The sequence below is a fragment of the Ostreiculturibacter nitratireducens genome (assembly GCF_032670585.1).
Lineage (GTDB): Bacteria > Pseudomonadota > Alphaproteobacteria > Rhodobacterales > Rhodobacteraceae > Ostreiculturibacter > Ostreiculturibacter nitratireducens.
On record NZ_JAVQHL010000001.1, the window covers coordinates 1,160,350 to 1,179,708 of the forward strand.

General features: G+C 66.4%; 19 protein-coding genes. 7 read left to right on the forward strand and 12 right to left on the reverse strand.

Features of this window, described 5'->3' with window-relative positions; all coding sequences use genetic code 11:
• Positions 1–63: 63 nt before the first annotated feature.
• From ABCN56_RS05570 to ABCN56_RS05585, 4 genes are all read left to right on the forward strand, one after another.
• Positions 64–489 (forward strand): OsmC family protein, encoded by a 426-nt coding sequence (locus ABCN56_RS05570; protein ID WP_343079764.1) that lies wholly within the window; start codon positions 64–66, stop codon positions 487–489.
• 129 nt (positions 490–618) lie between these two features.
• A complete protein-coding gene (locus ABCN56_RS05575) occupies positions 619–1,488 on the forward strand; it encodes an S-methyl-5'-thioadenosine phosphorylase (RefSeq protein WP_343079765.1) in 870 nt (289 codons plus the stop codon).
• Positions 1,488–2,165, forward strand: coding sequence for a DUF2927 domain-containing protein (locus tag ABCN56_RS05580; protein WP_343079766.1), 678 nt, complete (start codon positions 1,488–1,490; stop codon positions 2,163–2,165). The genes ABCN56_RS05575 and ABCN56_RS05580 overlap by 1 nt, the downstream gene beginning before the upstream one ends.
• Before the next feature lie 23 nt (positions 2,166–2,188).
• Positions 2,189–2,722, forward strand: a complete 534-nt coding sequence (locus tag ABCN56_RS05585) for an adenine phosphoribosyltransferase (protein ID WP_343079767.1) — start codon at positions 2,189–2,191, stop codon at positions 2,720–2,722.
• Between the two features lie 135 nt (positions 2,723–2,857).
• On the opposite strand, the gene ABCN56_RS05590 is transcribed toward ABCN56_RS05585, so the two are convergent.
• From ABCN56_RS05590 to coxB, 12 genes are all read right to left on the reverse strand, one after another.
• A complete protein-coding gene (locus tag ABCN56_RS05590; RefSeq protein ID WP_343079768.1) occupies positions 2,858–4,270 on the reverse strand; it encodes an FAD-binding oxidoreductase in 1,413 nt (470 codons plus the stop codon).
• 50 nt (positions 4,271–4,320) lie between these two features.
• Entirely contained in the window at positions 4,321–4,857 is a 537-nt protein-coding gene (locus ABCN56_RS05595) for a DUF1697 domain-containing protein (RefSeq protein ID WP_343079769.1), read from the reverse strand.
• Entirely contained in the window at positions 4,854–5,660 is an 807-nt protein-coding gene (locus ABCN56_RS05600; protein WP_343079770.1) for an MBL fold metallo-hydrolase, read from the reverse strand. The genes ABCN56_RS05595 and ABCN56_RS05600 overlap by 4 nt, the downstream gene beginning before the upstream one ends.
• Positions 5,661–5,783: 123 nt before the next feature.
• Entirely contained in the window at positions 5,784–6,368 is a 585-nt protein-coding gene (locus tag ABCN56_RS05605; RefSeq protein WP_343079771.1) for a GNAT family N-acetyltransferase, read from the reverse strand.
• The gene (locus ABCN56_RS05610; RefSeq protein WP_343079772.1) at positions 6,368–7,630 is read right to left on the reverse strand and encodes a M16 family metallopeptidase; all 1,263 of its coding nucleotides are present in this window, start codon (positions 7,628–7,630) and stop codon (positions 6,368–6,370) included. Before ABCN56_RS05610 ends, ABCN56_RS05605 begins: the two co-directional genes overlap by 1 nt.
• Entirely contained in the window at positions 7,627–9,015 is a 1,389-nt protein-coding gene (gene thrC, locus ABCN56_RS05615; protein WP_343079773.1) for a threonine synthase, read from the reverse strand. Before thrC ends, ABCN56_RS05610 begins: the two co-directional genes overlap by 4 nt.
• A gap of 10 nt (positions 9,016–9,025) precedes the next feature.
• On the reverse strand, positions 9,026–9,706 hold the full coding sequence (locus tag ABCN56_RS05620; protein ID WP_343079774.1) for an SURF1 family protein: 681 nt from the start codon (positions 9,704–9,706) through the stop codon (positions 9,026–9,028).
• 79 nt (positions 9,707–9,785) lie between these two features.
• Complete coding sequence (locus tag ABCN56_RS05625) at positions 9,786–10,586, reverse strand: cytochrome c oxidase subunit 3 (RefSeq protein ID WP_343079775.1); 801 nt, start codon at positions 10,584–10,586, stop codon at positions 9,786–9,788.
• 21 nt (positions 10,587–10,607) lie between these two features.
• Positions 10,608–11,192, reverse strand: coding sequence for a cytochrome c oxidase assembly protein (locus ABCN56_RS05630; RefSeq protein WP_343079776.1), 585 nt, complete (start codon positions 11,190–11,192; stop codon positions 10,608–10,610).
• Positions 11,189–11,383: a hypothetical protein gene (locus ABCN56_RS05635; RefSeq protein WP_343079777.1), complete on the reverse strand. Its 195-nt coding sequence runs from the start codon at positions 11,381–11,383 to the stop codon at positions 11,189–11,191. Before ABCN56_RS05635 ends, ABCN56_RS05630 begins: the two co-directional genes overlap by 4 nt.
• Positions 11,383–12,315, reverse strand: coding sequence for a heme o synthase (gene cyoE, locus ABCN56_RS05640; RefSeq protein WP_343079778.1), 933 nt, complete (start codon positions 12,313–12,315; stop codon positions 11,383–11,385). The genes ABCN56_RS05635 and cyoE overlap by 1 nt, the downstream gene beginning before the upstream one ends.
• A gap of 48 nt (positions 12,316–12,363) precedes the next feature.
• Positions 12,364–13,227, reverse strand: a complete 864-nt coding sequence (gene coxB, locus ABCN56_RS05645) for a cytochrome c oxidase subunit II (protein WP_343079779.1) — start codon at positions 13,225–13,227, stop codon at positions 12,364–12,366.
• Positions 13,228–13,402: 175 nt separating this feature from the next.
• Here coxB and tldD point away from each other — a divergent pair, with 175 nt between their 5' ends.
• The 3 genes from tldD (at position 13,403) to topA (ending at position 19,287) form a co-directional block, all read left to right on the forward strand.
• Positions 13,403–14,824, forward strand: coding sequence for a metalloprotease TldD (tldD, locus tag ABCN56_RS05650; protein ID WP_343079780.1), 1,422 nt, complete (start codon positions 13,403–13,405; stop codon positions 14,822–14,824).
• Positions 14,825–15,446: 622 nt separating this feature from the next.
• Positions 15,447–16,583 carry a DNA-processing protein DprA gene (dprA, locus tag ABCN56_RS05655; RefSeq protein ID WP_343079781.1) on the forward strand — a complete coding sequence of 379 codons (1,137 nt, stop codon included), beginning with the start codon at positions 15,447–15,449 and terminating at the stop codon, positions 16,581–16,583.
• 109 nt (positions 16,584–16,692) lie between these two features.
• Positions 16,693–19,287 (forward strand): type I DNA topoisomerase, encoded by a 2,595-nt coding sequence (gene topA, locus ABCN56_RS05660; RefSeq protein ID WP_343079782.1) that lies wholly within the window; start codon positions 16,693–16,695, stop codon positions 19,285–19,287.
• Positions 19,288–19,359: the final 72 nt, after the last annotated feature.

Sequence of the window (19,359 nt, forward strand, 5' to 3'; positions counted from 1 at the left end):
CCGGCCTTGCGGCCGGACCCGGCCCACCGCAATATCCGGCCGTTTCTGCAGGGAAGGGAAACCATGAAAGCGCGCGTCAAATGGGCCGAGGGCCGGACCTTCGTCGGAGAGGCCGGAACCGGCCACAAGATCGCCTTCGGCACCGCACACGGCGAGAACGGCCAGAAGCCCGGCCCGAGCCCGATGGAACTGGTGCTCATCGGCACGGGCGGCTGTTCGGCCTATGACGTCGTCCATATCCTCGAACGTGGCCGCGAGAAGATCGAGGACTGCATCGTGGAACTTGACGCCGACCGCGCCGAAACGGACCCGAAGGTCTTCACCCGCATACACATGCATTTCATCGTGAAGGGCCGCGCCCTCGACCCGAAGAAGGTGGAGCGCGCGATCAACCTCTCGGTCGAGAAATACTGCTCCGCCTCCGCGATGATGGCGAAGACGGCCGAGGTGAGCCACGATTTCGAGGTGATCGACACTTCCGAAGGCTGAGGCAGTCCGTTTGGTTCAGGCGTTTCCGCGCCGCAACCCTGCGGGCGAACGGAACGCCAGGCGCTTCCTTTTCGCCGATCCCGCTTCTAGGCTCTCGGCGGCAACTTCCGGCCCTGTATGGAGAAGGCGATGGAAACTGTGATCGGCGTGATCGGTGGCTCGGGAGTCTACGACATCGAGGGCCTCGAGGACGCGCGCTGGCAGGCCGTGGAAGGCCCCTGGGGCAAGCCATCGGACGAGATCCTGACGGGACGGCTCGACGGCGTCCGCATGGCGTTCCTGCCGCGTCACGGGCGCGGTCATGTCCACTCGCCTTCATCCGTCCCCTATCGGGCCAACATCGACGCGCTGAAGCGCCTCGGCGTGACGGACGTCGTCTCCGTCTCCGCCTGCGGCAGCTTCCGCGAGGAACTCGCGCCCGGCGATTTCGTCGTCGTCGACCAGTTCATCGACCGCACCTTCGCTCGGGAGAAGAGCTTTTTCGGAACGGGCTGCGTGGGCCATGTCTCGCTCGCGTTCCCGACCTGCCCGCGCCTGTCTGCCGCCTGCGCCGAGGCGGGCGAGGCGGAGGGCATCCGCATCCACCGTGGCGGCACCTACCTTGCGATGGAGGGTCCGCAGTTCTCCACGCTCGCTGAATCGAAGCTCTACCGGGAAAACTGGGGCTGCGACGTCATCGGCATGACCAACATGCCGGAGGCCAAACTCGCCCGCGAGGCGGAGCTCTGCTACGCATCGGTCGCGATGATCACCGATTACGACAGCTGGCACCCGCATCACGGCGAGGTGGATATCGCCGCGATCATCGCCACGCTCAAGTGCAACGCCGACAAGGCGCGCGCCCTCGTGGGGCGCCTGCCCGCTCTCCTCGGGGCAAGCCGCGGACCCTGCCCGCATGGCTGCGACCGCGCGCTCGACTACGCGATCCTCACCGCGCCCGACAAGCGCGATCCCGCTCTCGTGGCGAAGCTCGACGCAGTGGCGGGCCGGGTGCTCTGATGCGCAGGCTGGCGCTCGCCCTCGCGCTTGCGATCTCGACGGGGCCGGCTGCCGCCCTGGATTGGGTCTCGGCCAACGGCCCGCTCACCGACCGGGATTTCTACCGCCTGGTCAGTTGCGGGGCGAAGCCCGGCGGGCCGTGCCGTGAAGCACTGGTGAAATGGCCCGCGAAGAAGGTCGGCGACCTCACCATCTCCATCTACCGCGTCGCGGAAGGCTATCCTCGCCGCCTGAGCCGCAGCGCCAGCGCCGCCCTCGACGCAACCGTTGCGGAGATCAACCGGGCGGGCTCCGCGGTTCGCCTGCGCCGCCTCAGGGACGGAGAATTCGCCGACATCCGCGTGTTCCTCCTCGATCTCCGAGAGGGCGACACGATCACGGGGACCGGTCTCCGGCCGCTGGACGGCGAAACCATCGAGGCCGCCCGGGTCCAGGTCTGGTGGAACGGCCGCAGGCAGATCGTCGACGCCGCAGTCGTCTTCGCCAGCGACGTGAACCGCGCCGACATACGTTCGATCATGCTCGAGGAAACGACGCAGGCACTCGGCTTTCTGACCGATATCCGCGACCCCTGGTACAATTCCCGCTCGGTCTTTTCCGAGGATTCGAACTCCGTTACCTCACTCGGGGAGCAGGACATGATGGTCCTGCGTCGTCACTATCCCCCTGGAAACTGACCCCGCGCCAAAAGGACGAGGCCATGAAGAAGACCGTCAAGGACTACATCCGCACCATCGCCGACTTCCCGCACGAAGGGATCCTCTTCCGTGACGTGACCACGCTTTTTGCCGATGCGCGCGGTTTCCGCATGGCGATCGACCAGTTGCTGCACCCTTATGCCGGCGAACAGATCGACAAGGTCGTGGGCCTCGAGGCGCGGGGCTTCATCCTCGGGGGGGCCATTGCGCACCAGCTTTCCGTCGGCTTCGTGCCGATCCGCAAGAAGGGAAAACTGCCCGGGCCCACGATCGCGCAGGAATATCAGCTCGAATACGGCGAGGCGATCATGGAAATCCATGACGATGCGCTCGATGCGGGAGAGAAGGTGCTGATCGTCGACGACCTCCTCGCCACCGGCGGCACGTGCGAGGCAGGAATCCGGCTTTGCGAAAGGCTCGGCGCCGAGATCATCGGCTGCGCCTTCATCGTCGACCTTCCCGACCTCGGCGGCCGTGCCCGGCTCGAAACGATGGGAATGGACGTGCACGTCCTCTGCGAATTCGAAGGGGCGTGAGGTTCCTTAACCATTCGTCAAGAAAGACGTCCTAGGACTGATGCCATCCGACGCTTCGGATGTTGCTTGCACATGTGAGTCTCTCACACGGCCGCCCCGCCCCTCCATGGCGGGGCGTTTCGCGTTCCCGGAGAACTATCCCGCGAGCACCGCCCCCGGATTCATGATGCCGAAGGGATCAAGGGCCGCCTTGATCGCCCGCATCGCGGCGATCTTCGCAGGGTCGCCGTATTTCTCCAGGTCCTCGACCTTCAGTCGCCCGATCCCGTGCTCCGCGCTGACCGAACCGCCGTATTCATGCACCAAGTCGTGCACGCAGGTCTTCACCTCCGCGATCCTGGTCTTGAACTCGTCCCGATGCCGACCCTTCGGTGGGAAAACGTTGTAATGCAGGTTCCCGTCCCCAAGATGCCCGAAACAGTTGATCCGCACGTCGGCGATCCGCGCGAGCGCCGACGGGGCGCGATCCAGGAACTCCGGAACGGCACTCAGCGGCAGCGAAATGTCGTGCGAAGAGATCGCGCCGATCCGGCGGTTCGCCTCAGGCAGCGATTCCCGCAGACGGCGGAAATCCTCCCGGTCCGAAAGGCTCTGCGCGATCACTCCGTCACTGACCCAGCCCTGCGCCTCGGCCTTGGCGAAGAGGCCCATGAGCGTTTCCTCGGGATTGAGCCCTTCGGGGAGGCCAAGCTCGATCAGCACCATCCATTCGGGGCTTTCGGCGAACGGCCTGCGGGTTGCGGGGCCAACCTCGTCGAGGAAATCGAGCCCCTGCCGGCTGATGAGTTCGAAGACCGAAACGCAGCCCCCTGTCCGCTCCTGGGCCAGTGCCAGAAGCAACAGCGCCGCCGCGGGACGCGCGACCGCGAAATAGGCGGAACCCTCGGCCGCCGGAATAGGGTGCAGCCTGAGCGTCGCCGCGGTGATCACGCCAAGCGTGCCCTCCGCCCCGATCAGGAGGTTGCGCAGGTCATAGCCCGTGTTGTCCTTCCGAAGCCGCTTCAGCCCGCCCATGATCGAACCGTCTGGCAACACCGCCTCGATCCCCAGGCACAGGTCGCGCGTATTGCCGTAGCGCAGGACGTTCACGCCGCCCGCGTTCGTGGACAGGTTGCCGCCGATCCGCGCTGTGCCTTCAGAGGCGATGGACAGTGGAAAGAGCTTCCCGGCCTCCCGCGCCGCAGCCTGCACCTCGGCAAGCGTCGCGCCCGCCTCGGCGATCATCACGTTTTCCTCGGGCCACACGCCGCGTACCGCCGCCATCCGTTCCAGCGAGAGGATCACGGGGACCGGGCCTTCGGGCATGACCTGCCCGCAGACCAACCCGGTTCCGCCGCCTCGGGGCACGATCCCGACGCGTGCCTCGGCGCAGGCCCGGACGATCTCTGCCACTTCGGCGGTAGATCGCGGCAGCGCGAGAAGCCCAGCCTCGCCCCGGAAACGTCCGCGCGGCTCTTCCAGGTAGCCGGGCTCGGCCGGGCGCAGACGCCCCTGCGGCAGGCGGGCGGCCAGTCGTTCGGAAAAGGCGTCATCGGCGGGGTTCAGCATCGGCGGTCCTCCACGCCCCCCGTGAAGCATGGGAACCGTAATTGCACAAGTCAGAGCCCGCGCGCGATCGCCGAGATCTCGGCTACGCTGCGGGCATTCCGTCCGGTCATGGGCAGCTTGAGGCGCGTCGCTGCCCTCGCGAGGGCAGAGCGGCCGAAGCCTTCGGGCGTGTGGAGATAGAGAACGTTACCTTCAAGCCGTGCGCTCTCGCCCTGTCCCGCCACTGCGTTCAACGCCTCGACAGTGCCGGGCGGAAGCGCATCTGCGAGGAAGAGGAAATGCACCTTCCGCCCGTCCGCTTCCGCCTCTGCCATGAAAGGATTCCTGGCGAGCGCGGAATGGAGCGCATCGGCGCGGAGCACGAAGACATGTGGGCGGAAGCCGAAGCGCGCCGCGATGGCTTCGCCGATCGCGTCCCCTATCGCCTCGGCCGCGCCGCCCGAGCGGAAGACCGCGTTACCGCTCTGGATGTATGTGGCGACATCCTCGAAGCCGAGTTCCGCCAGGACCCGGCGCAACTTGGCCATGGGAAGCTTGTGGTGCCCGCCGATATTCACACCGCGCAGAAGCGCGACCCAGGCCGTCACTGCAGCCGCCCGGGCCGAAGAACGACGACGGTCGGGCGGCTTGGCAGCGTCCTCAGCGAGACTTCAAGCGAATTCTCCCCGCGCCGCTCAACGGCGAACTCCTCCTCCATCCCGTCGAGGAAGGCCTGCAACGTCCCGTCCCCGAACCAGTGCATCGGGATCACGATCGAGGCACGAAGACGCTTCAGCACGCGGATCATGGTCGCAAGGTCCAGTGTGTATCCGCCATCGACCGGCGCCATTACCACGTCGAGCCGCCCCAGCATCGCGTATTGCTCGGGGCTCGGCTCCTGATGCAGGTGCCCGAGATGACCGATGCAGAGCCCCGCCACCTCGAAGACGAAGATCGAGTTGCCCTTCTCCTCCACCCCGCCGAACGACCGGATATCCGTGGAAACGTTCCGGATCAGCATCTCTCCGAGGTCGAGGTAATGTTCCACCCCTGCCCCGAACGGCCCCCAGCCTTCCAGAACGTGCGGGATGCGGGCGTCGGGCTCCGACGTCCAATGCGTCTCATGCGCGTGGTTCATCGTCACCACGTCCGGCACCAGGTTCCCGAGCGCGAAAGACCCGGTGTAGTCCGTCGCCACGGTCAGCCCGCCCGCCGTCTCGAGAACGAAGGTCGCGTGCGCGACATAGCTAAGCCTCACGGCATCTTCGGCCAGGGCGTCACCGAACCCCGCCTTGTAGAGAACCTCGACCGCGGGAGCGTTTTCCGCCAATGCGATGCAGTGGCTCGGAATCCGCTCCTGCGCCACGACAGGCAGGGCAAGACAGGACAGAAGCGCGGCAATCCGGAACATCTCGAACACCTCCCGCCGAAGGAGCATAGCGCATTCGCCGCGAACGTCACGCGAGGGACCGCATCTTCCCCTGGCTGGAAATATCGTGTGGCGCCCAAGGAGGCCCCCGCCCTGCCGCGCCGCTCAGCGCGCGTCGGTCCGCCCGCGCCGGTCGTTTCTCAGGTTCGCGTAGAGCACGTGGTTGCGCCATCTCCCGTTGATCTGGAGATAGCTTTGCGCGACGCCCTCGTACTTGAAGCCGCTCTTTTCCAGCACGCCGCGCGAGGCCGCGTTCTCGGGCAGGCAGGCCGCCTCGATGCGCGAGAGGTCGAGCGTGGTGAAGGCGTAATGGACGACTGCCGAGATCGCCTCGCGCATGTAGCCCTGCCGGGAATAGCTCTCTCCGATCCAGTAGCCGAGCGTCCCGGCCTGCGCCGGGCCCCGGCGGATGTTGTCGAGCGTGATTGCCCCCAGAAGCGCCTCGTCGGAGCGCCGGATCAGGAACAGGGGCAGCGCCGTTCCCCCGGAGACAGCCCGGCCCGCCCAGTAGACGCGGTTCGTGAAGGAGCGCCGCGTCAGGTGGTCGGCGGCCCAGGTCGGCTCCCACGGGATCAGGAAGTCCCGGCTTTCCTTGCGTAGCCAGGACCAGGGGCGGTAGTCGCCATGTGCCGGCAGCCGCAAGGTCATCCGTTCCGTCTCGATCCGGACCTTGCGAGGGCGTGCGAACATCAGGCGGCGAGCCTTTCGCGCAGTTCCTCCAGCGTCGGCGCTGCGGAAACCGGCCCGTAGAGCGCGAGCGCAGCGCCCGCCCTGTCCGCCATCCGCTCGCCGAAGGCACGTGCGTCGGCAAGCGTCACCGCCTCGTATTTGGCGGTCGTCTCCTCGATCGTTGGCACGCGGCCCCAGATCGCCAGCATCCGCGCCATGCGCTCTGCGCGCGCCGACGGGCTTTCCAGCCCCATCAGGAGCCCCGCCTTGAGCTGAGCCCGGGCACGCGCGACTTCGGCCTCGCTCATATCCCCGGCCGCGCGCTTGAGCTCGTCCACGGTCAGACCGCAGAGATCCCCGATCTCCTCGGCGGAGGTGCCGGCGTAGATCGTGACCATGCCGGTGTCGTCATAGCTCCCGGCCTGGGCGTAGATCGAATAGCAGAGGCCCCGCTCCTCCCGGATCTTCTGGAAGAGCCGCGAGGACATGCCGCCGCCAAGCGCGGTGGTGAAGACCTGCGCCGCGTGGAACTCGGGATCGCGGTAGGCCGGCCCCTCGAAGGCCAGCGCGAAATGGACCTGCTCGAGATCCTTCACCTCCCGCCGTTCCGCACCCTGCCATCGCGCGCGTTCGGGCGTGAAGGCCCCCGAGGGCTTGAGGGCGCCGAAGATTTCCTCGGCCAAATGCACGAGCGCGTCGTGATCGACCGCGCCGGCGGCCGACAGGATCATCTGGTCCGGTCCGTAATGCTCGCGCACGAAGCCCTGAAGGTCCCCGCGCCCGAAGGCCGATACGCGCTCGGCGGGGCCAAGGATCGTCCGCCCGATCGGCTGGTCGGGATAGGCCGCTTCCTGCAGCCAATCGAAGATGATGTCGTCCGGCGTGTCCAGCGCCTGGCCGATCTCCTGCAGGATCACGTGGCGCTCGACTTCGATCTCCTTCGGATCGAAGACCGGGTTCAACACGATGTCCGAAATCACGTCGAGCGCCAGCGGCACGTCCGCCGCCAGCACCCGCGCGTAGTAGGCCGTCGCCTCGCGCGAGGTGTAGGCGTTGATGTAGCCGCCCACATCCTCGATGGCCTCGGCGATCTGCAGGGCCGAACGCCGCTTCGTTCCCTTGAACGCCATGTGTTCGAGGAAATGAGCGATCCCGTTCTGCTCGAACCGCTCGTGCCGGCCGCCCGCATTGATCCAAAGGCCAAGCGTGGCGGACCCCAGCCCCGGCATCGCCTCGGTGGCGATCCGGAAGCCGTTCGGAAGCGTCGTCAGCCGTACCGTCACCGCGCCCGCCTTTCGTGGATGAGGGCTTCGAGCGCCGCGAGGTCGTTCGGGACCTCGGTCACACGCTCCTTCGCCGTCATGATACCCTGCATGTGGGCGGGCAGTCCCGGCCGCACGCCCGTGGCGGCCTCGACCGCGTCGGGGAACTTCGCCGGATGCGCAGTGGAGAGCGTAACCATGGGCACGGCGCCAAGATGCTCCTCCGCGACCTTTACGCCGACCGCCGTGTGCGGGCAGAGAACCTCGCCCGTCCGCGCGTGGAAATCGCGGATCGCGGCCTTCGTCTCCTCCTCCGATGCGCGGCCCGAGGAAAAGGTCGCGCGCAGCGCCTCGAGCGCGCCCTGGCTCACCGTGAAGCCGCCATCGGCCTTCAATTCCGCCATGAGCTGCGCCACCGCGTTGCCGTCGCCGTCGTAGGCGTCGAACAGCGCGCGCTCGAAGTTCGAGGATACCTGGATATCCATCGAGGGGCTGATCGACGGCTTCACGCCGTCGACTTCGTAGCGCCCCGTGGTCAGGCATCGGTGAAGGATATCGTTCTGGTTCGTCGCGACGAACAGCGTCTCGACCGGGAGTCCCATCCGCTTGGCGATCGAGCCTGCGTAGATGTCGCCGAAGTTCCCGGTGGGCACCGAGAAGCTCACCTTGCGGTGCGGTGCGCCAAGCGAAACCGCCGCCGTGAAGTAGTAGACGACCTGCGCCAGCACCCGCGCCCAGTTGATCGAGTTGACGCCCGCGAGTCCCACGCCATCGCGGAACTCGAAATGGTTGAACATGTCCTTCAGGCGCGCCTGGCAGTCGTCGAAGTCACCATGCAGAGCCAGCGCGTGGACGTTCGATTCCGACGGCGTCGTCATCTGCCGCCGCTGGATTTCCGACACCCGGCCATGCGGGTAGAGGATGAAGACGTCGACGTTGTCGAGCCCGCGGAAAGCCTCGATCGCGGCCGAACCCGTGTCGCCCGACGTCGCGCCGACGATCGTAACCCGCCGCCCCTCGCGCGCCAGCGCGGCCTGGAACAGCTGGCCGATCAACTGCATGGCGAAGTCCTTGAACGCGAGCGTCGGACCGTGGAACAGTTCCAGCAGGAAGTGGTTCGGGCCAAGTTGCACCAGGGGCGCGCGGGCGTCGTGACGGAAGCCCTCGTAGGCGCGCCCGATGATCGCCCGGAACTCCTCGTCGGAGAAGCTGTCGCCCACGAAGGGGCGCATCACCCGGAAGGCCGCCTCCTCGTAGGACAGCCCTGCCAGCGCGGCGATGTCCTCGGGCGCCATGACCGGCACCTCCGCAGGCACGTAAAGACCGCCATCCCGGGCAAGGCCCGTCATCATCGCTTCGGAGAAAGTCAGCTCGGGGGCGGCCCCGCGCGTCGAGATATACCGCATATTGCCTGCCTCAGATTGTTCTCGCCCTGATACGCCAGAGGAGGAACGCTGTCATCCCCGCCCAGACAAGGGCGAGCGAAAACCAGGTCATCGCATAGCCGAAATGGTCGTTCGGGATGCCCGAGGTGTCGACCGGCACGGGTTCGACCCCCTGCAGGTCGCCCTCGGCCTCGCGCAGGACGACCAGGACCGGCTCCGTGTCCAGCGTCTCGGACATCGTCGCTACGTCGCGGGCGAACCACATCCGCTGGCCCATGTCCGGCGGCGGGGTGAAGCTGTCCGCATCGTCCGGCCACAGTAGGTTCCCCTTCACGTCCAGCGCCACGGGCGGACGTTCCGCCCGCCGCGCATCCTCCGGCACGAAGCCGCGGTCGAGCATGACGCGCCGCCCTTCTGCCGTTTCGAATGCCGATATCACGCGGTAGCCGGCACCGACGCCTTTCTTCCCGGAAAGAACGAGGATCTCTTCCCCGGTCGAGCGGCCCGACAGGTCGACGGCCTGGTAATCCATCGCTTCGGGGTCCGGCGCCTCGAGGTCTGCAAGTGCGATCGGTTCCGCCGAGAGCCGCGCGTTGATGCCGGCCAGAACGCCCGCCTTCCACTCCATCCGCTGCAACTGCCAGACGCCCAGCCCGATCAGCACGGCGATTCCGCCGAGGCCGAGGATCAGGGGAAAGAGGATGCGGCGCATGGGTGAAGGGTCTCCCTGGATGGAAAAGGCGCGGAGCCCTGAAGCCCCGCGCCCTCGTGTCTCAGTCGGTTGGGGGCGCTCAACCGCCCCAGATGTAGATCGCCGCGAAGAGGAACAGCCAGACGACGTCGACGAAGTGCCAGTACCAGGCCGCCGCCTCGAAGCCTACGTGCTGCTCCGGCGTGAAGTCGCCCTTCATCGCACGCAGCATGCAGACGAACAGGAAGATCGTCCCGATGATCACGTGCGCACCGTGAAAGCCCGTCGCCATGAAGAAGGACGCGCCGTAGATGTTGCCGGCGAAGCCGAAGCCGGCGTGGCTGTATTCGTAAGCCTGGAAGAAGGTGAAGATAGCGCCCAGCACGACGGCCAGCGCGAGGCCGTTCACGACGTCCTTGCGGTTGTTCTCATGCACAAGCGCGTGGTGCGCCCAGGTCACCGCAGCGCCCGAGCAGAGCAGGATCAGCGTGTTGATCAGCGGCAGGTGCCAGGGATCGAAGGTCTGGATCCCTTCCGGCGGCCAGACGCCGTCCTGCAGCGGCGACATCGGCCCCATCGGGTAGAGCGCGTGCTTGAAGAAGGTCCAGAACCACGCCGAGAAGAACATCACCTCGGACATGATGAACAGGATGAAGCCATAGCGCAGGCCGATCCGCACGACCGGGGTGTGGTCGCCGACGCGCGCCTCGTGCACGACATCGGTCCACCAGCCGTACATGACATAGAGAACGAGCGCGAGGCCGATCAGGAAGATGAAAGGCGGGTCCGCCTTCATCCAAAGGACCGCCCCGAAGAGCATTACGAAGCCGCCGACAGCGCCGAGGAATGGCCAGATCGAGGGCGGCAGGATGTGATAATCGTGGTTCTTCGCGTGCGCCATTTCCGTGTCCCTGATTGCGCTTCAGTTGTATGCTGCCTTCGAGGAGGGCGAAAGTCCCGCCTGCTCCTCCGGCAGTTCGGTTTCGTGGAAGGTATAAGAAAGCGTGATGTTCCGGATATATCCAGCGTCCGGATCTTCGACGAGTTCCGGATCGACAAAGAAACTCACCGGCATCTCGATCCGCTCTCCCGGTTGCAGAACCTGCTCGGTGAAACAGAAGCATTCGATCTTCGAGAAGTAGTAGCCGGCCAGATCGGGCGAGACGTTGTAGGACGCCGTTCCCGCGACGGGCCTGTCGGTCGGATTGTACGCCTCGTAGAACGCAAGCCCCGTCTCGCCGATCTTGAGCCGCATCTCGTGCTGCTTCGGGCGGAATTCCCAAGGCATGCCGCGTTCGACGTTCGCGTCGAAGCGGACAGTCACGTACTCGTCCAGGATGACGTCCGACCCGGCCTCGGCCACGTTGGTCGTGCCGGCATAGCCAGTGACCCGGCAGAACCAGTCGTAGAACGGCACCGCCGCCCAGGCTGCCGCGCCCATGAACACCACGACCCCGATGAGCTTCAGGGCGGTCCGCCCATTCTTGTTCGGCCCCGGCGCGTTCATTGCGATGCCTCCGTCTTGGGCAGAAGCGCCGCACTCGGCTGATGGTCGTAGCCCTGCATCGGGTCGCCGTTCGAAACCTTCACGATCGTCAGACCGAAGACCAGCGCAACGAAGGCGCCGAGCACCACGCCAAGCCCGAGGTTCCGCCCGAACCGGCGCTGGTGGATTTCATGTTCCTTGCCGAATGCCATCACCAGATCTCCATCCCGATACCGCGCAGCGCGGCGTCAGCCAGAAGCGCGGTGAAGTGGAGGAATAGATAGGCGAGGGAGAAGCGGAAAAAAGCCTTCTCTGCCTTGTAGCCATCGGCTTCGGCCTGCGTTTCGTCGCGCCGCCAGATCCGCCAGGCGCCGATCACGAAGCGCGCGTTGAGAACGAGCGACGCCGCCAGGTAGACCGGTCCGCCGATGCTCGTCGCCGCAAGGCCGAGTGCGATGGGCGCGAGGAGGATCGTGTAGACGAGGATATGCGCCCGCGTTGCGCGGCGGCCGTGCGTCACGGTCAGCATCGGCACGCCCGCACGGTGGTAGTCTTCCTTCATGAACAGAGCCAGCGCCCAGAAATGGGGCGGCGTCCACATGAAGATCAGCGCGAACATCAGAACGCTCTCGACAGAGATGCCTCCCGTCGCGCAAGCCCAGCCGATCATCGGAGGGAAGGCGCCGGCCGCGCCGCCGATCACGATGTTCTGCGGCGTCACACGCTTCAGCCACATCGTGTAGACGACCGCGTAGAAGAAGATCGTGAAGGCCAGGAACAGACCTGCGAACCAGTTCGCCGCGAGTCCCAGCATGACGACCGAGATGCCGGACAGCGCGAGCCCGAGGCCCAGAGCCTCGCCTTCGGCGACGCGGCCCGCCGGGATCGGACGGCCGGCGGTCCGGCGCATCACGCGGTCGATGTCCGCGTCGTACCACATGTTCAGCGCACCCGAGGCGCCGCCGCCGAGCGCGATGAACAGGATCGAGGCAAAGGCGACCAGCGGGTGGACGTGCACCGGGGCCACGGCGAGCCCGACGAAGGCGGTGAACACCACCAGCGACATGACGCGCGGCTTCAGGAGCGCGACGTAATCGCCGAACCCCGCCTCTCGCGTTCCGTCATAAGCGCTGAGATCGCTCATCCCCGTCCTTCCAAATCGGCGGGCGCGCGAACGCCCGCCAAGTGCTCATCAGTCGGCCGAAGCCACCTTCACCGGAGCCGGCGTCGAGAGGGACGCCTGCTTCGTGCGCTGCAGCCAGGCGTCGTATTCCTGCTGGCTCACGACCTTCACGGTAATCGGCATGTAGGAGTGATCCTTGCCGCAGAGTTCCGAGCACTGACCGAAGAAGACGCCTTCGCGGTCGGCCTTGAACCACAGCTGCGCGATCCGGCCAGGGACGCCGTCCTGCTTCACTGCAAAGGCGGGGATCGTCCAGGAATGAATCACGTCCGAAGCAGTGACCTGCACCACGACAGTCGTGTCGACCGGCACCACGACAGCGGTGTCCGTGGCGAGAAGGTAGAGGTCGTCCGTGTAGCCGTGGTCCGCCAGTTCCTCTTTCGCCAGCATGAAGCTGTCGAACGCGACTTCCTCGTCCGGATACTCGTAGCTCCAGTACCACTGGTTGCCCGTCGCCTTGATGACGATGTCGCCTTCCGGGATGCGCTGCTGCTTGAACAGCGTCGGCAGCGAGAAGGAGCCGATCGCCACGAGAATGACGACCGGGACCAGCGTCCAGGTGATCTCGAGCGGCGTGTTGTGCGAGAAGCGCGCGGGCTTCGGGTTGGCGCGGCTGTTGTAGCGCAGTATCACGATGACGAGCAGCGTCAGCACCAGCACGACGACACCCGCCATGATGTTGTGCATGAACCCGTCGAGCCACTGCTGGTCGACTGCAAGCTCGGTCGACGCCGGCTGGAAGCCCTTGCCGCCCGGCGTCGGGTGGCCGACGACATCGAGCCCGGTAATCCCATCCTGCGCGAGAGCCGCGCCGGCCGAGACTGTTGCGGTGATTGCGGCCGAGAGGCCATTTCGAATGGTCGCAAAACGCATCTTGTTTTCCCGTTCCTGACGCAGCCTTTTCGGCCGCCCCGGGGCCCACCTCGTTCGGCGGCCCGCCCCCGTTGTCTGCGGCATCCCTAAAACCATATTAGAAAGGACCCGACAAGCGAAACTGTAGCGACACAGCGCCGCCCTGCATCAAAGAAGCAACGCCAAAGGCCCCAAAATGACCCAATCCCGCTTCGTTCCCTTCGACACACATCTCGACGAGGAACGCGCGCTCGCGGTTCTTCGCGAGGCGACCGCGGGGGCCGATGATGGCGAATTGTTTCTCGAACGCCGCCGCTCCGAGGCACTCGTCTTCGATGACGGCCGCATCAAGACCGCGAGCTACGATGCATCCGAAGGTTTCGGCCTGCGCGCCGTGCGCGGAGAAGTCGCCGGCTACGCCCATTCGACCGAGATCAGCGAGGCCGCGCTGAAGCGCGCCGCGGAAACCGCCCGGCTCGCCGTTGGCGAAGGCGGCGGGGTCATTGCGCCCCCTCCCGCCGGCACCAACCGCCGCCTCTACGGTGACGAGGATCCGATGGCCGGCGCGCCTTTCGGCGTGAAGATAGAAACGCTCCGCGAGATTGACGCCTTCGCCCGCGCCCTCGATCCCCGCGTGATCCAGGTGTCGGCCACGCTTGCCGCCTCGCTGCAGGAGGTCTTCATCCTGCGCCCCGAAGGGGGTCTCGTCTCCGACATCCGCCCGATGACGCGCCTGAACGTCTCGGTGATCGTGGAGGAGAACGGCCGCCGCGAATCGGGCGGCTACGGCGGAGGCGGACGCACGGGCCTGACGGGCCTGATCGACCGCGAACATTGGGAAGGCGTGACGCGCGAGGCATTGCGCATCGCGCTCGTCAACCTGCGGGCAGTTCCCGCGCCCGCAGGCGTGATGGACGTGGCACTGGGCGCCGGGTGGCCCGGCATTCTCCTCCACGAAGCGGTGGGCCATGGGCTGGAAGGCGACTTCAACCGCAAGAAGACCTCCGCTTTCGCCGGTCTGATGGGCCAGCAGGTCGCGGCGAAGGGCGTGACCGTCCTCGACGACGGGACGATCCCGGACCGCCGCGGCTCGATCACCGTGGACGACGAAGGAACGCCTTCGGCCAAGAACGTCCTGATCGAGGACGGTGTGCTCGTCGGCTACATGCAGGACAGGCAGAACGCCCGCCTCATGGGCGTCTCCCCCACGGGCAACGGGCGGCGGGAAAGCTACGCCCATATCCCGATGCCGCGGATGACGAACACCTACATGCTTGGCGGTGATGCGCGCCCCGAGGATATCGTCGCCGAGGTGAAGGACGGCATCTACGCCGTGGGCTTCGGCGGCGGTCAGGTCGACATCACCAACGGAAAGTTCGTCTTCTCCTGCACCGAGGCCTACCGCGTCCAGAACGGCAAGATCGGGGCGCCCGTGAAGGGCGCGACGCTGATCGGCGACGGCGCGACCGCGCTTCAGAAGATCCGGGCGATCGGCAACGACATGAAGCTTGACCCCGGAATCGGCAATTGCGGCAAGGCCGGGCAGTGGGTGCCAGTGGGCGTCGGCCAGCCGACCCTGCTGATAGGCGGCCTGACGGTGGGCGGATCGGCCGCGTGATCCGCGCGGCCTGGGGCTCTGGCCTCGGCTCGGACAACTGCCCCCTTTCGGCGCCCGCCCCGCACTGACGCACCTAAGGCCCGATATTGAAAGTAGGGCCACCTGATGGTTTTCGTCCGCCCAGCAGACAGCGTGGCCGATCGCCCCGAACCTCCGCGGATTCCCACAGGCGCGGCGATTCCGGCCGTGACATCGGATTGCGAGCCCGGGCCATCAAAGGGCAACAACGGCTGGGGCAACGCGATCCGGGCAGTTCCGGCGATCACAACAAGGCAGAGAACGACGCGGCCGGCGGGTCTCATGACAAGCATGGTCCGGCCAACCCCAACTGAGGGCTGCCTACAAGGACCTTGCCGTCAATAAGACCAAGCGTGGGGTGAGGAATTTGGCCGGGTTTGGTAATTGAACGGCAATCTGAACGGGCTGAACGGGGGCGCATGCATATGCATGCGCCCCTTTGCATTCTTCGGCCGAACATGCATGCGTCCCCACCACGCTCAAGAAGGGCCAACGCGGTTTTGCATCGTGCCCAGAAAAAGAATCTCGAAACCGGTCGGTTCCGGTAACCGGCCGTTAACCTTGCGTACGCATTCTCGGTCCTGCGAATGAGGCGGAGGCCAGGATGGAGAAGGGTTTGTTTTCTTTCACCACCCCCATCACCCCACCCACCACGGAAGAAGATGAACTGTCCTGGCTCCGCCTCATTCGCTCCCGCCGCGTCGGCGCGACGACGTTCTGGCGACTTCTCCAGGAACACGGCTCGGCGCAGGACGCTCTCAATGCGTTGCCAGGCATCGCCAGTGCGGCAGGGATCGAGGATTACGCCCCCTGCCCCGAAGGCGTCGCGCTCGCGGAACTCCGCGCGGGCCGCAAGTTCGGCGCGCGCCTGATCGCGGCAGGGCAACCGAATTATCCTGCCGCACTCCGCGAGATCTTCGATGCGCCGCCGCTCCTCTGGACCCTCGGCGACCTGACGCTCCTGTCCCGCCCGATGGTCGCTCTTGTTGGCGCGCGCGGCGCGTCCTCCCTCGGCCTGCGCATGGCCCGGAAACTCGCCGGGGACCTCGCCGCGGCGGGCTGCACCATTGTCTCCGGACTTGCCCGCGGCATCGATGCGGCCGCTCACACCGCCTCCCTCCCCGCGACCGTGGCCGTGCAGGCCGGCGGCGTGGACGTGATCTACCCGGCGGAGAACGCCGCCCTTGCCGAAGAAATCGGGAGGAAGGCTCTGCGCCTGTCTGAACAGCCCATCGGCCTCGACCCGATGGCGCGTCACTTCCCCCTGCGCAACCGCATCATCTCCGGCCTGGCACGTGCCGTGGTCGTGGTGGAAGCGGCACCCAAGTCCGGCAGCCTCATCACCGCGAAGAACGCCCTCGACCAGGGGCGGGACGTGATGGCCGTGCCGGGCCACCCGTTCGACGGCCGCGCCGGCGGATGCAACGCGCTGATCCGTGAAGGGGCGACGCTCGTGCGCGGCGCCGAAGACGTTATCGCCACGTTGGGCGCCGCGCCTGCACCCGGTCTTCGGCCGCAGCGGCCTGCCTCACCGGCAGCCGCAACTGCCGGGACGCAATCGGAGGCCGCGCCTCTCCACCGCCAGATCCTCGACCGACTCGGACCCTCGCCGCTCGCCGAAGACCAGCTGATCCGAGACCTCGCGCGCCCTGCGGCCGAGGTGACGGAAGGGCTGGTCACGCTCGAACTGGAAGGCCTCATCGCCCGTCAGGCCGGAGGCCTGCTGGCCCGCGTCACCTGATCGCGTACTGCCCTTCCGGCGACCCGTCATTGACATTCCCCAGCCTTGCCCCACATGTTCCGCCGCCAAAGCGGACACCCCCTGTTCGCAGGTTGTCGAAGAGGAAGTCATGGCCGTCGTCGTCGTAGAATCTCCAGCCAAGGCCAAGACAATCAACAAATATCTCGGGCCGGACTACACCGTGCTCGCCTCGTTCGGCCACGTCCGCGACCTGCCGGCAAAGGACGGATCGGTGGACCCGGACGAGGGATTCGCCATGACCTGGGAGGTGGCATCCGACAGCAAGAAGCACGTCCGCGCCATCGCCGAAGCGCTCAAGTCCGACAACCGGCTGATCCTCGCCACCGACCCCGACCGCGAGGGTGAAGCGATCTCCTGGCACCTGAAGGAGGCGCTGGCCTCGTCGCTGAAGAAGGGCAAGGAGGTCTCCCGCGTCACCTTCAACGCGATCACCAAGTCCGCCGTATCCGAGGCGATGGCCCATCCCCGCGACATCGACATGGAACTGGTGGAGGCCTACCTCGCCCGCCGAGCCCTCGACTACCTCGTCGGCTTCAACCTTTCGCCGGTGCTCTGGCGCAAGCTTCCCGGAGCCCGCTCGGCGGGCCGGGTGCAGTCCGTCTGCCTTCGCCTAATCGTCGAGCGCGAGATGGAGATCGAGGCGTTCCGTGCCCGCGAATACTGGACCGTCACGGCCACGCTCGCGACCCCGCGCGGCCAGGAATTCCAGGCGCGGCTGACCGTCCTCGGCGGCAAGAAACTGGACAAGTTCGACATCGCGACGGCCGAAGCGGCGGAGCTTGCCGTCCAGGCTATCACTTCTCGAACATTGTCCATCGCCGGGGTCGAATCCAAACCGGCCAGCCGCAATCCCGCGCCGCCGTTCATGACCTCGACCCTCCAGCAGGAGGCCAGCCGCAAGTTCGGCATGGGCGCCAAGGCCTGCATGTCCGCCGCCCAGCGCCTCTACGAAGCCGGACACATCACCTACATGCGGACCGACGGCATCGACATGGCGCCCGAGGCCGTCATGGCCGCGCGGGACGAGATCGGCCGCCGCTTCGGCGCGGACTACGTTCCGAAATCCCCGCGGATGTACAAGAACAAGGCCAAGAACGCGCAGGAAGCGCACGAGTGCATCCGGCCCACGGACATGTCCGCCGCGCCGGACAAGCTCCGCCTGGAGGCTGACCAGAAGAAGCTCTACGATCTGATCTGGAAGCGCACGATCGCGAGCCAGATGGAGGCCGCGCGCCTCGAACGCACGACGGTCGACATATCGAGCCCCGACGGACAGGTGGGCCTGCGCGCCACCGGCCAGGTCGTGCTCTTCGACGGGTTCCTCAAGATCTACGAGGAAGGCCGCGACGACGAGGACGGCGAGGACGGCGCACGCCTGCCGCAGATGATCCAGGGCGAACCCGCCGAGAAACGGCAGATCACGCCCGAGCAGCACTTCACCCAGCCGCCGCCGCGCTACACCGAGGCGACCCTCGTGAAGCGCATGGAGGAACTCGGGATCGGCCGCCCCTCCACCTACGCCTCGATCGTCACCACGATCCAGGACCGCGAATATGTCCGCAAGGAAAAGGGCCGCCTCATCGCCGAGGACAAGGGCCGCCTCGTCACCGCGTTCCTGACGAACTTCTTCCCGCGCTACGTCCAGTACGACTTCACCGCCGATCTGGAGGAAGAACTCGACGACATCTCCGCCGGCAAGCGAGACTACAAGGAAGTGCTGGCCCGCTTCTGGCGCGACTTCACTGCGGCGCTCAAGGAATCCGCCGATCTCCGGATCAGCGAGGTCATTGAGAAAATTGACGAATTTCTCGCACCTCACCTCTACCCGCCACGGCCCGACGGTAACGACCCGCGCGCCTGCCCGGTTTGCGGCTCGGGCCGGCTGAACCTCAAGACGGCGCGCTCCGGCGGTGCCTTCATCGGCTGCTCGAACTATCCCGAATGCCGCTACACCCGTCCCCTTTCCGCCCCGGGCGGAGATGAGGGCGCGGCGCTGACTGCCGACGGCAAGCTTCTGGGCCATGACGAGAATGGCCAGCCGATCACCCTTCGCACCGGCCGCTTCGGCCCCTACGTGCAGCGCGGAGAAGCGACCGAGGCCGAACCGAAGCCGCCCCGCGCAAGCCTCCCCAAAGGCTGGTCCCCCGACTCGATCGACCTCGAGCGCGCGCTGATGCTTCTGAACCTTCCCCGGCAGATCGGCCCCCATCCCTCGGACGGCGAACCGGTCGAAGCCGGGATCGGCCGATACGGTCCCTACGTGAAGCATGGCCGCATCTACGCGAACCTCCCAGAGGTCGAGGAGGTCTTCACGATCGGCATGAACCGCGCGGTCGAGGTTCTCGCCCAGAAGGCCGGGCGCGGCGCGGGCAACGCGCAGACCCCGCTGAAGGAGCTTGGCGAACACCCCTCCGAAGGCGGCCCTCTCGCGGTCATGTCCGGGCGCTATGGCCCTTACGTCAAATGGGGCAAGGTCAACGCGACGCTGCCCAAGGGGATGGAACCGGAGGCCGTGACCCTCGAGGAGGCGCTGAAACTCATCGAGGAAAAGGCGACCAAGGGAGGCAAGGGCAGGACCCGGACGGCCAAGGCGAAGGCCACAGCGAAATCCAAGACCACCGCGAAGGCCAAGACGGCTTCAAAGGCCACGACCGGGAAATCCGCGAAAACCGCCGGGAAATAGACCGGCGCCGCGCAAGCTGCGCCGCAGCAATTGACAGCGCCCCCCCTCTTCGCCACAACCTTCTGGACGGCG

Excerpts from the sequence above, each read along its gene's own strand:
- ABCN56_RS05570 (WP_343079764.1), top strand. The coding sequence starts at position 64 with ATGAAAGCGCGCGTCAAATGGGCCGAGGGCCGGACCTTCGTCGGAGAG.
- ABCN56_RS05575 (WP_343079765.1), top strand. The coding sequence starts at position 619 with ATGGAAACTGTGATCGGCGTGATCGGTGGCTCGGGAGTCTACGACATC.
- ABCN56_RS05580 (WP_343079766.1), top strand. The coding sequence starts at position 1,488 with ATGCGCAGGCTGGCGCTCGCCCTCGCGCTTGCGATCTCGACGGGGCCG.
- ABCN56_RS05585 (WP_343079767.1), top strand. The coding sequence starts at position 2,189 with ATGAAGAAGACCGTCAAGGACTACATCCGCACCATCGCCGACTTCCCG.
- ABCN56_RS05590 (WP_343079768.1), bottom strand. The coding sequence starts at position 4,270 with ATGCTGAACCCCGCCGATGACGCCTTTTCCGAACGACTGGCCGCCCGC.
- ABCN56_RS05600 (WP_343079770.1), bottom strand. The coding sequence starts at position 5,660 with ATGTTCCGGATTGCCGCGCTTCTGTCCTGTCTTGCCCTGCCTGTCGTG.
- ABCN56_RS05605 (WP_343079771.1), bottom strand. The coding sequence starts at position 6,368 with ATGTTCGCACGCCCTCGCAAGGTCCGGATCGAGACGGAACGGATGACC.
- thrC (WP_343079773.1), bottom strand. The coding sequence starts at position 9,015 with ATGCGGTATATCTCGACGCGCGGGGCCGCCCCCGAGCTGACTTTCTCC.
- ABCN56_RS05620 (WP_343079774.1), bottom strand. The coding sequence starts at position 9,706 with ATGCGCCGCATCCTCTTTCCCCTGATCCTCGGCCTCGGCGGAATCGCC.
- ABCN56_RS05625 (WP_343079775.1), bottom strand. The coding sequence starts at position 10,586 with ATGGCGCACGCGAAGAACCACGATTATCACATCCTGCCGCCCTCGATC.
- ABCN56_RS05630 (WP_343079776.1), bottom strand. The coding sequence starts at position 11,192 with ATGAACGCGCCGGGGCCGAACAAGAATGGGCGGACCGCCCTGAAGCTC.
- ABCN56_RS05635 (WP_343079777.1), bottom strand. The coding sequence starts at position 11,383 with ATGGCATTCGGCAAGGAACATGAAATCCACCAGCGCCGGTTCGGGCGG.
- cyoE (WP_343079778.1), bottom strand. The coding sequence starts at position 12,315 with ATGAGCGATCTCAGCGCTTATGACGGAACGCGAGAGGCGGGGTTCGGC.
- coxB (WP_343079779.1), bottom strand. The coding sequence starts at position 13,227 with ATGCGTTTTGCGACCATTCGAAATGGCCTCTCGGCCGCAATCACCGCA.
- tldD (WP_343079780.1), top strand. The coding sequence starts at position 13,403 with ATGACCCAATCCCGCTTCGTTCCCTTCGACACACATCTCGACGAGGAA.
- dprA (WP_343079781.1), top strand. The coding sequence starts at position 15,447 with ATGGAGAAGGGTTTGTTTTCTTTCACCACCCCCATCACCCCACCCACC.
- topA (WP_343079782.1), top strand. The coding sequence starts at position 16,693 with ATGGCCGTCGTCGTCGTAGAATCTCCAGCCAAGGCCAAGACAATCAAC.